Source organism: Beijerinckia sp. L45 (assembly GCF_009765775.1).
GTDB lineage: Bacteria > Pseudomonadota > Alphaproteobacteria > Rhizobiales > Beijerinckiaceae > RH-AL1.
On record NZ_LMUU01000074.1, the window covers coordinates 5,429 to 18,025 of the forward strand.

Annotated in this window: 12 protein-coding genes; 4 read left to right on the forward strand and 8 right to left on the reverse strand. The window is 65.6% G+C overall.

The genetic code is table 11. The features are described from left to right. Positions 1-63 precede the first annotated feature (63 nt). From urtD to GSQ79_RS08185, 4 genes are all read left to right on the forward strand, one after another. A complete protein-coding gene (urtD, locus tag GSQ79_RS08170) occupies positions 64-789 on the forward strand; it encodes an urea ABC transporter ATP-binding protein UrtD (protein WP_158808231.1) in 726 nt (241 codons plus the stop codon). A gap of 6 nt (positions 790-795) precedes the next feature. Continuing rightward, positions 796-1,485 carry an urea ABC transporter ATP-binding subunit UrtE gene (gene urtE / locus GSQ79_RS08175; RefSeq protein ID WP_368669930.1) on the forward strand — a complete coding sequence of 230 codons (690 nt, stop codon included), beginning with the start codon at positions 796-798 and terminating at the stop codon, positions 1,483-1,485. A 29-nt stretch (positions 1,486-1,514) separates the two neighbouring features. Further along, the gene (locus tag GSQ79_RS08180; protein WP_158808233.1) at positions 1,515-2,453 is read left to right on the forward strand and encodes an acetamidase/formamidase family protein; all 939 of its coding nucleotides are present in this window, start codon (positions 1,515-1,517) and stop codon (positions 2,451-2,453) included. A 222-nt stretch (positions 2,454-2,675) separates the two neighbouring features. Beyond that, positions 2,676-3,053 carry a hypothetical protein gene (locus GSQ79_RS08185; protein ID WP_158808234.1) on the forward strand — a complete coding sequence of 126 codons (378 nt, stop codon included), beginning with the start codon at positions 2,676-2,678 and terminating at the stop codon, positions 3,051-3,053. A gap of 29 nt (positions 3,054-3,082) precedes the next feature. Here GSQ79_RS08185 and GSQ79_RS08190 read toward each other — a convergent pair whose 3' ends face one another. The 8 genes from GSQ79_RS08190 to GSQ79_RS08225 form a co-directional block, all read right to left on the reverse strand. After that, the gene (locus GSQ79_RS08190) at positions 3,083-5,278 is read right to left on the reverse strand and encodes an amylo-alpha-1,6-glucosidase (protein WP_158808235.1); all 2,196 of its coding nucleotides are present in this window, start codon (positions 5,276-5,278) and stop codon (positions 3,083-3,085) included. 94 nt (positions 5,279-5,372) lie between these two features. After that, positions 5,373-6,431: a glycosyltransferase family 4 protein gene (locus GSQ79_RS08195; RefSeq protein WP_158808236.1), complete on the reverse strand. Its 1,059-nt coding sequence runs from the start codon at positions 6,429-6,431 to the stop codon at positions 5,373-5,375. A 12-nt stretch (positions 6,432-6,443) separates the two neighbouring features. Continuing rightward, complete coding sequence (locus GSQ79_RS08200; protein ID WP_158808237.1) at positions 6,444-8,180, reverse strand: ABC transporter ATP-binding protein; 1,737 nt, start codon at positions 8,178-8,180, stop codon at positions 6,444-6,446. 147 nt (positions 8,181-8,327) lie between these two features. Continuing rightward, positions 8,328-9,632: an MFS transporter gene (locus tag GSQ79_RS08205; RefSeq protein ID WP_246725191.1), complete on the reverse strand. Its 1,305-nt coding sequence runs from the start codon at positions 9,630-9,632 to the stop codon at positions 8,328-8,330. Positions 9,633-9,684: 52 nt separating this feature from the next. Beyond that, the gene (locus GSQ79_RS29390; protein ID WP_246725192.1) at positions 9,685-10,047 is read right to left on the reverse strand and encodes a PRC-barrel domain-containing protein; all 363 of its coding nucleotides are present in this window, start codon (positions 10,045-10,047) and stop codon (positions 9,685-9,687) included. A gap of 347 nt (positions 10,048-10,394) precedes the next feature. Next, positions 10,395-11,327: an acyltransferase domain-containing protein gene (locus GSQ79_RS08215; RefSeq protein WP_368669929.1), complete on the reverse strand. Its 933-nt coding sequence runs from the start codon at positions 11,325-11,327 to the stop codon at positions 10,395-10,397. Next, a complete protein-coding gene (mdcB, locus tag GSQ79_RS08220; RefSeq protein WP_158808240.1) occupies positions 11,327-12,208 on the reverse strand; it encodes a triphosphoribosyl-dephospho-CoA synthase MdcB in 882 nt (293 codons plus the stop codon). The genes GSQ79_RS08215 and mdcB overlap by 1 nt, the downstream gene beginning before the upstream one ends. Before the next feature lies 1 nt (position 12,209). Next, positions 12,210-12,597: phosphoribosyl-dephospho-CoA transferase MdcG domain-containing protein (locus tag GSQ79_RS08225; protein ID WP_305764614.1), on the reverse strand; the 388-nt coding region annotated here is incomplete at its 5' end.

Sequence of the window (12,597 nt, forward strand, 5' to 3'; positions counted from 1 at the left end):
CGTGACCTGGAAGCTGGTGCGTCCGCTCCGCGCCAAGGTCGCCGGCGTGCGCGAGATGCCGCGATGACGGTCGCGCTTCTCGTCGAGAACGTCGGCGTCACCTTCGGCAGTTTCCGCGCGCTCGATGCGCTGTCGCTCGCCATCGACTTCGGCGAAGTCCGTGCGATCATCGGGCCGAACGGCGCCGGCAAGACGACGCTGCTCGATGTGATCTCCGGCATCACCCGCCCGAAGCAGGGCCGCGTCGTGTTCGATCAGACCACCGACATCACCCGCGCGAGCGAGTCGGCGATCGCCCAGGCCGGCGTGCGGCGCAAATTCCAGAAACCGAGCATTTTCGAGGGTCTTAGCGTCCGCGAGCATGTCGCGATCGGCGCGCAGGCCGGGTTTCGTCGGCGCATGTCGGAAACCGCGCTGCAAGAGCGGATCGCCGAGGTCATCGAATCCATCGGCCTCGCCGACCACGGCGAGCGCCCGGCGTCGGAACTGGCGCATGGACAGAAGCAGTGGCTCGAAATCGGCATGGTTCTGGCCTCGAACCCGAAAGTCGTGATGCTGGACGAACCCGTCGCCGGTCTCACCGACGAGGAAACCGAGCGTACGGTCGCGCTGGTCCGCGGCTTGCGCCGGCCGGACCGCGCCATCGTCGTGGTGGAGCATGATATGGACTTCGTCGAACGGATCGCCGACCGCGTGACCGTGCTGCATGAGGGCAAGACCCTGTTCGAAGGGTCGATGGCCCATGTGCGCGCCGACCCCCGCGTCGTCGATGTCTACCTCGGGCGCTAGATCATGCTGTTTCGTGCCGAAAACCTCGACCAGCATTATGGCAGCGCGCAGGTGCTGCGCGGCGTCGGTTTCGCGATCGCACCGGGCGAGTGCATGGCGATCTTGGGCCGTAACGGGGCTGGCAAGACCACGCTGCTGAAATGCCTGATGGGCATCCTCCCGACCTCCGACGGCCGCGTTCTGGTCGATGACAAGGATATCACCGGCTGGTCGTCGCACCGCCGCTCGGCCGCCGGCCTCGCCTATGTGCCGCAGGGCCGCGAGATCTTTTCCGAGCTGACCGTCGGTGAAAACATCCAAGCCGCCGCGCGCGCCCATGGCACGCTCGGCACCGAGCTGATGGACGAGACGCTTTCCCTGTTCCCGGTGCTGAAGCAAATGTGGCGACGCCCCGGCGGCGCGCTCTCCGGCGGGCAGCAGCAGCAGCTTGCCATCGCTCGCGCCCTGGTGACCAAGCCGTCGCTCCTGATCCTGGACGAACCGACCGAAGGCATCCAGCCCAACATCGTCGCCGCGATCAAGGACGTGCTCGCCGCGCTGAAAGGCAAGATCTCGCTTCTGCTCGTCGAGCAATACGTCGACTTCGCCATGAGCCTGGCCGACAGCATCGTGATCCTATCCCGCGGCACGGTCATCGAATCCGTCCGCGCCGAGGCGACGAGCCGCGAACACCTCAGCCGGCATATCGCCGTCTGACCCTCTTCACCCCCAGAATGGAGCTTGCAATGTCGCAACGCCACGAAGTATCCGACGCCCCCGAGAACATGGTCTGGGGCTATATCGACAGCACGACGAAGCCGGTCATCGAGATCGCTTCGGGCGACGTGGTGACGCTGCATTCCTTCCCGGCAGGCGGCAAGGACTGTCTGCCCGCCGACCGCAGCCTCGTGCCGCCGAACTATCAGAAGGCGCTCGACACGATGACCCAGGGGGCGGGGCCCCACTTCATCACTGGCCCGGTCTACGTGAAGGGCGCGGAGCCCGGCGACGTGCTGCAGGTCGACATCCTCGACGTGAAGGTCAGCATCGACTGGGGCTTCGTCGCCATCCTGCCGCTGCTCGGCACCTTGCCCGACGAGTTCACGGATTACGAGACCATCCATCCCAAGGTGGACCACGAGAAGAACGTCTGCGTCATGCCCTGGGGCACCGAGATTCCGTTGGATCCGTTCTTCGGCATCATGGCCGTCGCGCCGCCGCCGGTCTGGGGTCGTTGCGGCTCACCGGTGCCACGCAGCTTCGGCGGCAACATGGACAACAAGGAGCTGAAGCCCGGCACGACGCTCTATCTGCCGATCTTCAACGAAGGCGCGCTGTTCTTCGCCGGCGACGGCCATGGCGTGCAGGGCGACGGTGAAGTCTGCATCACCGCGCTCGAGACGGGCGTCACCGGCAGCTTCCGCCTGACCGTCCGCAAGGACATGAAGCTGAACTGGCCCTTCGCCGAGACCCCGACCCACCTGATGTCGATCGGCCTCGACGAGGATCTCGACGACGCCGCCAAGCAGGCGGTGCGGGAGATGGTGAGCCACGTCTGCGAGCGGACCAATCTGTCTCGCAATCAGGCCTACATGCTGTGTTCGCTCGCCGGCAATCTGCGGGTGACGCAGCTCGTCGACGGCAACAAGGGCATCCACATGCTGCTGCCGAAAGCCCTGCTCTAACGTCTGAGAGGAGAGCGATCTCTTCCCGCTTTGGTGATTCCACCAAAGCTGGAAGCGCAACAAGAGCCGAGCCTATGCCGAAGGCGCGGGAAAAATCCCGCGCCTTCGGGAACGAATGATGGCATGGGAGTCGTTACAGCGAGCGGTGCATCGTGCCAGCCGCGGGCGGCGTCTAGCCGACTTCGTTGAAGGGAAAGACCCATGCCGGATCGGCAAGGTGACGTGGCGCCGCGCCTGGCGCTTGTGGTGGCGGAGGCGCGTGAGATGCTCGCGCAGATCTCGGCTCAGGATGGCGGCACAGGTAACGGGCAATTGCGCATCCGCCTGGCCGCCTGGATCATGTCCCTCGAGCGGATCGCCGCCGATGCGGACGCTGGTGCAGAACCGCTCGAGCTGACGGTTAGGGGCCTGCTGGCGAAGGCGCTGAGCGGCGCCGACATCGACGTCGACGGCATCGATTTCAGCCTGCACGACATCACGCAACTCGCGGCGGCGCTGCGGCCCGGCGCTTCGCTGACCGTGCGCAACAGCGACAGCCTGTCGCCGATCGAGCAGACGAGCATCTGGACGGTGATGCCAGGCCAGGTTCGCTTTGCTTAGGCCCGCTGCATCAGATCTTGAGACCGCCCCTACTTCGACTGGACGATCCGAGCGGTACCCTCGCGCTTGAGCACCGTCACGGTCACGTCCTGGCCATCGCAACGCAGCCGCACATCGACGCGCGACGAGCCGAGTCGCAGACCGCGGATCGTGACGTCGTCGAGGAAGGCTGGCATCCGCGGATCGGTGAAGCTGATCTCGTTGATGTCGTGGCGCAGCTGAAGGCCGAGACACGCGGCGAGGAAGGCGAAGGGTGCCGCCGAGGCCCAGGCCTGCGGCGCGCAGGCGACGGGATAAGCGGTCGGTCCGCGCCGCTGCCGGCGACCGAAGCCGCAGAACAGCTCGGGCAACCGGCGAAGCTCCTGGTAGCGCACGGCATCATACATGCCGCCGAAGACCTTGGCGGCGTGGTCCTTAAGGCCGTAGCGGGCGAAGCCGAGCACGATCATCGCGTTGTCGTGCGGCCAGATCGATCCGTTGTGATAGGACATCGGATTATAGCGGCTCTGGCCATTCGACAGGGTGCGGATGCCCCAGCCGCTGAACGCCTCGGGGCTCGTCAGGCCATCGGCGACGCGCGCCGCGCAGGCCGGATCGGCGATGCCGGTGAACAGGGCGTGGCCGGCGTTGGACGAGCGCACGCGGCAGGCTTTCTTGTCGCCGTCGAGCGCCAGCGCGTAGGTACCGATCTCTTCGCACCAGAACGCATCGTGGAATTTCGTCTTCAGCTCCGCGGCCTGATCTTCGAGGAAAGCCGCGAAGTCGACGTCGCCGCGAGATGTCGCCAGCACCGCCGCCGCACATTTCGCGGCATAGACGTAGCCCTGGACTTCGCACAGCGCGATCGGGCCCAACGCGTCCGTGCCATCGGCGTGGAAGACGGAATCCTGGCTGTCCTTCCAGCCCTGATTGGCGAGGCCGGACTCCGTTTCGCGATAATATTCAACAAAACCGTCGCCGTCGCGATCACCGAAGACGTCGCACCAGTTCAGCGCCGCCTCGATGTTCGGCCAGATCGCGTCGATCGTCGCCTTGTCGCCGGTGCGCTCGAAATACATGCCGGCCAGCATGATGAACAGCGGCGTCGCGTCGACGGTGCCGTAGTACAGCGCGAACGGCACTTCCTTCAGGCGGGCCATCTCGCCGTGCCGCGTCTCGTGCAGGATCTTGCCAGGCTGCGCATCCGCCGCGGGGTCGATGTCCTTGGCCTGCGTCGCGGCAAGGTATTGCAGCACGCCCTTGGCGATCGCCGGGTCGACCCAAAGCATCATCATTGCGGTGATGATGCCATCGCGGCCGAAGACCGTGCTGAACCAGGGGATCCCGGCATAGGGGTAGAGTCCGTGCGGCGTCCGGCTGACCAGCATATAGATGTCCGACGTCGACCGACAGGCGACCTCGTTGAACAGCACGTTCGAGCTTTCTACCGTGGCGATGCCGTGGGTGATCTCCTTCAGGCCGCGCCGCGATTGACGATAGGCCGCGAGAAAATGCAGCGGCGTCGCGGGCGCGCCTTCACCACAGGCCACGGTCGCGAAAATCGAGCGTTTTTCGCCGGCCTTCAGCGTCAGGGTGAATTCGGCAATGCCGGTCTCGAGGCGCGCGGGCGCAGGCTCGAAACTGACGCCGGTAAAACGGCTGATGCCGTCGAGACCGTCGTAACGCATCTCGACCGATTGCGCGTCGACGGTCCGGGCTGCGACCTTGCCGCGCGCCGGCCGGCGCGAGCCGCGAACTTCAAAAAGGTCGCGAAAGTCCGCGCCAAAGCGGATACTGACGCCGAACGTACGGGTCCGTCCGTCGAAGTTGGAAAAGCCGATACGTTCGTAGCAGCAGCCTTCAAACAGCAGCTTGGTGCGCTCGATCGCGATGATGTCGCGCGGCGTCACGATGTCGTCGCCACGATGAATGTCGGGGTTCGTCATGTCGGCCGACAGACACCCGTTGTCGTCCTCGACGACGGAGCCGAGCAATAGGCCTCGTTTGCCCTCAAACCGGAGATCATAGGTCGAGAGATAGCGCGTATCGCGTAGGAACAGACCTTCGGGGCTGGCCGGATCCAGCCCGATGTCGCCCGTGCTGTCGAGAACCGCGAAGGCGTCGGCATATTTCAGCGTCCGAAGCGGCTTCTCGATCAGCGAGGTCTGCGACTCGATATAGTGCTCTGGAACCTGCTCGAAGGCCAGCTCGATGCCGTCGTCCGATTGCGCGGTCGCATGCTTCATCTATGGCCCCTCATCGATATCGTTCGTGGCGTGCTCAGCGGCCGACCCGAATCACGACAGGGTCGACGCCAAATGCGGAATCACGATGTCCATTCTACTCCGCGGCGACAAGCCTGAGCGTCGGATCGGACTTTGCGATGAGGGATTCGTAGGCCGCAACGTAGTTCTGCGCCATCTGGGTCGCAGTGAACCGTGCTTCGAAAGACCTACGGACCGCCGCGCGATCGAAGTGGCGGACGCGTTCGACGGCGGCGACCGCTTCGTCCATCGAGTCGACGATGACCCCTGCGACGCCATCTTCGATGACCTCCGGAACGGAACCGTTGTTCCACGCGACGATCGGCGTGCCCGCCGACATAGCCTCGATCATCACCAGGCCGAACGGCTCGATCCAGTCGATCGGGAAGACAAGCGCGAGCGCGTTGCCGGTGAAGGCACACTTCTCGTGTTCGTTGATCTCGCCGATGAATTCGATCAGCGGGTGATCCAGCATCGGCTTGATCATCGTATCGAAATATTCCTGATCGGCTTTGTCGACCTTGGCCGCCATTTTCAGTTTAATGCCGGAGCGTATCGCGATCTCGATGGCGCGGTCGGGCCGTTTTTCCGGCGAGATGCGGCCGAGAAAGGCGAGATAGTCGCCGCCGTCCGGATTGTACGGGCAGACATCGGCGGGCAAACCGTGATGGATGGTCGCCAGCCAGTTCATGTTCGACGGCATCGGCTCGCGCTGCTTGTCGGAGATCGAGATCAGCGGCATGTGCGGATAGGCTTTGTAAACCGGCATGAAGTCGGGAACATCGAGGCGGCCGTGCATGGTGGAGACGACCTTATGCGCCATGTCCTGGAACAGCGGATATTGCAGCAGATCGATGTGGCAATGGATGATGTCGAATTCATTGGCGCGGCGGCGCACATTGTCGAGCATTACGAGATTGCTCGCCGTGTGATCGCGCACGCCCTGCAGCCGCAACCCGCTCTCGCAACCCGGTACCAGCTTGGCGCGCGTTTCGGAGCCGCCGGCCGCGAACAACGTGACCTCATGGCCCTGCTCGACGAGTTCTTCCGTCAGCCAGGATACGACCCGCTCAGTGCCTCCGTAGAACTTCGGCGGAACGGCTTCGGCGAGGGGGGAAATTTGAGCGATGCGCATACAATCCTCCAGTCAAGCGGGTGTGAGATGAAGCGTAGAATCGGCAACGGCGGGGATCAGGCTTGCCGGCGTGTCGTCGCGGATGATCTTGCCGTCTTCGAGCGCGACGATGCGATCGAAGCCGGACAAGGTCGACAGACGATGCGCGATGGCGATCACCGTCCGGCCCCGCATGAGGTTTTCCAAGGCGGCGCGGACTTCTGCTTCCGACTTGCTGTCGAGCGCCGAGGTCGCTTCGTCGAGGAGCAGAATGGGCGCGTTTTTCAGCATCGCGCGCGCAATCGCGACGCGCTGGCGCTGGCCGCCGGAAAGTTTGGTGCCGCGATCGCCGACCAGCGTGTCGAGGCCCGCGGGCAGCGACGCGATGAACTCGGTACAGTTCGCCGCTTCGGCCGCGGCGCGGACGTCTTCGTCGCTCGCGTCCGGCCGGCCGTAACGGATGTTCTCGAGCAACGTCCGATGGAACAGCGAAATGTCCTGCGGCACCACGGTCATCGCCTCGCGCAAACTCTCCTGCTTGACCAGCCTTATGTCCTGCCCATCGATCAGGATGCGCCCGCTCTGCAGATCGTAGAAACGCTGCAGCAGCGCGAACAACGTCGACTTGCCGCCGCCGGATTCGCCGACGAGTCCGATCCATTGCCCCGCCTTGATGTCGAGGTTGAAGTCGCGGCAGATGCTCTGTCCGTCCGGATAGGAAAAGCACACGTTCTGAAACGCCACGCTGGCGCTTCGCGGCACCAGATCCTTGGCCTCGGGATGATCGGTGAGAGTGTGCGGCACCAGCAGGGTTCCCAGCGCTTCCGACAACCGCGCCATATGCTGCGTGACATCGACGAGGGCGACGGCGAGGTCGCGGGTCGCGTGCAGGATCGAAAGGCCGAGCGTCGCGACGAGAATAACCTGTCCGGCGGTGATCTGACCCTTTTCCCATAGTTCGACTGCCCAGACGAGAAGCACGATCGTCGCCGCGATGGTGACGAGCGCGTGGATCAGGCGGAGGCGTTCGAGATAGAGCAGGCTGCGGCGGCGCGCGGTCATCTCGCGGTCGAGGGTGATATCGAAGCGGCGAAACTCGTGCGGCAGCCCACCGAAGGATTTTACAAGCGACATGTTGCCGACGAGATCGACGACTTCGCCGTCGACGGCCGCGGCCTTGTTCGCGAATTCGTGATGCAGCGGCTTGCCGGCCGCGGCGATCCTGAACATCAGAATGACGACGGCAAAACAGATCAGCGCCAGGCTCGCGGCCATCGTGACGCTTACCGTGGTGATGTAGAGCACCGCGCCGATCGACGCGACGCATGGTGGCATCACGTTCCACACGAACATGTTCTCAACGGTGAAGAAGGCGTTGGATGTCGCCGTGACGCGGCTGGCGAGCGTGCCGGGCTGGCGGTCCGAGAAGAACGCCGGCGCGTGGCCCGTCAGGTGCCGGAACAGATCGCGGCGGATGTCGCCGGTGACCTGAACGAACGTAAAACTGGAGATGTAGCTCGCGACGCGCCAGAGCAGATTATCGGCAGCGATCAAGACGCCGAGAAACAGCAGGGCAGGCCAGACGCGACCGGCATTGGGCCCCGCCGCAAGCGCATCGACGAGCGCTTTGACGCCATACTGCGTGCTGACGGAGCAGCCGACGGCCGCCACGACGCCGACCACGATCGCAGCGTGGGCCCACGGTCGCGCACTGATGTAGCGTCCAAAGAACGCCCATGGACGCGTCGAATATCGACATAGATCATCCATCGGGTCGTCCCTTCCGGTAGCGGGAGAAGCGATGAACCCGGGGGAAGCCAATCTTCCGCCTAGGTTTAGCTGCTAACGCCGAACTACGGCCTAGGTTGCGTTGCACCATGGAAACCGGTGCTTTTTCGTGTCGGGCCGGTTGGACGCTCAAACGGCAACGCTCGCGAGGGCATCGTCGCGCTGGCGTGGACCTGTGCCATCGCGGGTCTCGGGCATGAAGATCGCGGCGACAACGAGCGCAACAAATGCGATGCCGGTGAGACCGAAGAATGCAAATCTGCTGCCGTAGTGATCGGTGAGGGCGCCGGCCATCGTCGAGCTGAAGGAGGCGCCGAGACCCATTGCGGTTCCGATGACGCCCTGCGCCATCGCGAAGCCGCCGTTGTGGCGGGTCGTGTCGGCGGCGATCAGCGGGACGATCACGCCGAGCACCGAGGCCGAGATTCCATCGAGCAGCTGCACGACGACGAACATGGTGGGGTCCTGAACCAGTCCGAGGCACAAGCCGCGAATCGGCAGCGCCGCGAAGCCGATGAGAAGCAGCGGACGCCGGCCCCAGCTTTGTCCTTTGGTGCCGACCATCGGCGAGAGTATCGCGACCATGATCTGGGGAACGATGATGCAGGCCGCGATCAGGATCGTTGGTGAGTGAACCGAGCGCATCGTCAGCACGCTTCCGACCAGCGGAAGCATCGCGGCGTTGCTGAGGTAGAACAATGCCGTCGCCAAGGCGAGAATCAGTAGAGGGCGGTTTTTCGCGATGCCCTTCCAATCGCCACCGGCCTTGGGCTTGGCGGCACCGTTGGGCACGGCGTCGATGTCGGGACGCACGTCTGGTGGCGCGCCTGCCGAGCGGCGAATCAGCCCCAGCGCGGCGATGGCCGGCGCGGCCAGCAGCGCGGTGACGAAGAACACGGCCTGATTGGAAATGTAGTAGCCGACAGCCCCCATGCCGGCGGCGGCAAGCGCGCTGCCCACGGACGCAAACGTCGCGTTGCGCCCGAGGCGGTGGCCGATCCTGTTATAGCCGACGAGCCCGAGGCTGATCGTGGCGATGGACGGGGACAGCACGCAACTCGCCGCGGCATGAAGCACCCAGGCGAAGAGAATGACCGGAAAGAACGCGCTGACCGCGACGCAGAGCGCGGCAAAGCCGATCGCTGCGACCGACAGACCGGCGACGAGCGCCTTGGAGCGCGTGCGATCGACAAGCGCGCCGCCGGGGATCTGGCCAAACAGGCCGACGAGACCGCCGATCATCAGCACCAGCCCGATGTCCGTCTGCGTCCACTTCGACGTCGTGAGATAGACGGAAACGAACGGACCGAAGCCGGTCTGCAGATTGGCGCAGAAGAACGAAAACCAATCGAGACCGTGCTCCCCGCGCCTCAGCGCCGGATCGGCGTTCGGGTCGCCGCGGAGGATCCTCATGAGGGACGGACGCATGGTCATGCGGCGGCTCCGAGGCCGCGTCCGGTGATGTCCGGTCGCCAATAGCGATCCGTCACTTGACCGTTGGTGTTGCAGGTGCCGCTGCTGCGGCCTTCGGCGCTGGCGCCTCCGGGCCGGAATCTTCGAGGATGACGATCGGCTCGCCGGACCGGTATTCCGGTGACAGGCGCACCTGGTTTCGGGTAAGCGCCAGCTTGATCGGACCGCCTTTCGCGCTGCCGCCAAAATCCAGGGCGCGCCAGTCCACCGCGATCTTGCGGCTGCCGACGCCGAGAACGCCACCGAAATCGATGATCGCGGCGCGCACCTGGCCGTTGGTCTCGACCACGAGATCGATCAGGCGGCCGAGGTCCTCGCCGGTGGAACTGCGAACGGTCTTGCCGATCAGGGCGTCCATGGTGCTCAGGTCAACCACGACGGCCTTCGTGCCGGCGGGCGCTGTTGCCTGAGGCGGCGGGGCGGGCGCAGGCGCCGCTGGTGTTGCGGCAGGCGGTGCTGCAACGGGCGGCGTTATGGGAACGGCCGGTGCCGGCGCTGGGGTCTCCGCGGGCGCTGGATCCTTGGATTGCGCTTGGGCGGCGCCGGCTGAACCGAGGCTCGCGACGATCAAAGTCCACTTCGCAGCGGTCGACAGCATTCGAGCCCCTTTTTCTGCCTGGCATGAAGAGGCGATGAGCAGCCACGTTACGGCTGCCCGGCACCCGAGCCCACAGGCTCACACTCGCAGGCGAATGCGTCAATCCATTGGCACGGAGGGCTTTTTCACGCTTCGGCCTTGGCGAGCCAGGCTTCAACCCCAATCAAACTGCGAAAATCGTCCAGCGCGCGAGCGTTGATGCCGGGGTAGGCATTCGCGGCCATCGTCGCCAAAGCGTTGCCGGGGCCGAGCTCCAGAATCGTGTCGACGCCGACCTCGACGCAGGCGTCCAGGCACCCGGCCCAATCGATCGTCTGGCAGATCTGCGCCGCGAGCTTGTCCAGCCCGCCCGGGATCGACAGGACGGCGGACCCGTCGATGCCGCTGAACAGGCGCAGGCCCGGAGCCAGGCGCGGTGTTGGGGCGGCCGCGTCAAGCGCCTTGCGAAAGCGCGGCGCCGCCGCCGCGAGCCGCGGCGTATGCGAAGCTACGCTGACCTTCAGACGGCCCACGCGTGCCGCGCCGGCCGCAAGGGCCGCGGCGCACAGGGCCGCCACGTTTTCGATCGCGCCGCCGACCACGAAAACGTCGTTCGGATTGACGATCGCGATGGCGGCGTCGTGGCATCGGCACAGAGCCTCGACGGCCTTGCGATCGAGACCGCCGACGAACCCCAGGCCATCCGCGGGGCCGCTGGCATCGTCCATAACGGCGGCACGGGTCTTGGCGAGCGCAAGCGTCGCCTGGGGGGAGAACAGGCCCGCACAGCCCCAACTCGCGAGCTCGCCGACGCTGTAGCCGGCCAGTACGAGTTTTGAGCCCAGGCTCGGCCGCAGCAGCGCGAAGGCGGCGAGCGCCTGGGTGCAGCAGAGAATTTGGCTCACGCCATTGGTGTGAATCGCCGCATCGTCGACGTCGCGCACCATCTGTCGCGGATCGCGACCATCGAGCGCTTGCGTTGCCGCGGCAAAAATATCCGCCGCCTCGGGCGCCTCGGCCGTCAGCGCGAACATGGCGGGATGCTGGTGGCCCTGGCCGGAGCAGAGGATCGCGAGCATCAAGGTTCCAGCGCGTGGACGAACAGGCTCATCGCCAGCAGGTCCGCCGCGCCGCCGGGGCTGAGGCGGCGCTTCACGAATTCCGCATGGATGAAGGCCGCGTCGAGCCGCCAGCCGTGCCGGGCGATGCCGCCATGGCGCATGAATTCGGCGGCGCTCGCGCGGGCGAAGGCCAGGCCCTCCGCGCCGCCGCGATGAAGCAGGTTGGTGTCCTTGATCCCCGCGATCAGGGCGAAGATCGCGTGGACCCGGATCGCCTCAGCATCATAAGGCGCAAGCTTGGCACCGGCCTTGAGCGCGGGCAGGCCGATGTCGTAGACGCCGGGGAAACCGGCGCAGGCTTCGCCTCTGGCGCCGGAGGCGCCATGCAGCCTTGCCGCGCGGGTGCCGTGACTGTGCAGGACGACCGGGCCGTTGGCGATATCCTGCGCCCACTGCCGCCGCACGATGTCGCCCAGCCTGTCGTCGGGTTTGGCGAGGCCGGCGCCGCGAAGACCCGTTGCGGCGCAGAGAAGCCCGAGGCCGAAGATCGCGCCGCGGTGGGTGTTGACGTCCCGCGTCGCCGCAAGCATCGCGGCTTCCGCTTCGATGCCGATCATGCGCAAGCGATCCATCGTCGCGCCTTCCGCGCCGGCCTCGACGACGCGGCTGAAGAAAGGTTTCAGGGTCGCGGCGCTGCGCCGGAGCAGCGCGGCGTCCATGTCGCGGTGGCTGCCGTTGTCGATGTGGCTGACCAGGCCGGGCTTGGGCCAGGTGTCGACTTCGAGCGTCAGACATTCCGAGGCGAGGGCGCCGACGGCGTCATGCGAGAGCGATGCGCCGTCGACGCCAAGGCGTCCGGAGCGACCGAGAGGCGAGGGGCGCAGGATCACGTCGCTCATCTCAGGCCTCCCGCGCCTGGAGGAACCAGACGGTGGGCCGAAGCGCCACGGCGTCCATCGTCTTGACGAGAACGTCGCCACCCCTGTGCAACTCGCGCCAGTTCGCCGCCACCTGCATGGCGCCGACGATCAGCTCGCCATCGAGGCGCCCAGGCGCATCGGCATCGATCCACGACAGGCCAGCCAGAAGGTTGTCGACATCCGTGTCGGGCGTGACGGTCCAGAGCAGATCGAGATCGGAGAAGGGCCCGATGTAAGCGAGCCCGGTCAGCGCCGCCCAGGCGAAGCTGCCGAAGACCCGCGGCTCGCTGTTCGTCGAGGCGCCCAGCGCCAGCACCGCGTCGATGGTTTGATGCCAGGCGTCGGGTATGACGGCGCGGATGGAGGCG

What these genes read in the sequence shown, in the direction of transcription:
- urtD (WP_158808231.1), top strand. Translation starts at nt 64, where the DNA reads ATGACGGTCGCGCTTCTCGTCGAGAACGTCGGCGTCACCTTCGGCAGT.
- GSQ79_RS08180 (WP_158808233.1), top strand. Translation starts at nt 1,515, where the DNA reads ATGTCGCAACGCCACGAAGTATCCGACGCCCCCGAGAACATGGTCTGG.
- GSQ79_RS08190 (WP_158808235.1), bottom strand. Translation starts at nt 5,278, where the DNA reads ATGAAGCATGCGACCGCGCAATCGGACGACGGCATCGAGCTGGCCTTC.
- GSQ79_RS08195 (WP_158808236.1), bottom strand. Translation starts at nt 6,431, where the DNA reads ATGCGCATCGCTCAAATTTCCCCCCTCGCCGAAGCCGTTCCGCCGAAG.
- GSQ79_RS08200 (WP_158808237.1), bottom strand. Translation starts at nt 8,180, where the DNA reads ATGGATGATCTATGTCGATATTCGACGCGTCCATGGGCGTTCTTTGGA.
- GSQ79_RS08205 (WP_246725191.1), bottom strand. Translation starts at nt 9,632, where the DNA reads ATGACCATGCGTCCGTCCCTCATGAGGATCCTCCGCGGCGACCCGAAC.
- GSQ79_RS08215 (WP_368669929.1), bottom strand. Translation starts at nt 11,327, where the DNA reads ATGCTCGCGATCCTCTGCTCCGGCCAGGGCCACCAGCATCCCGCCATG.
- mdcB (WP_158808240.1), bottom strand. Translation starts at nt 12,208, where the DNA reads ATGAGCGACGTGATCCTGCGCCCCTCGCCTCTCGGTCGCTCCGGACGC.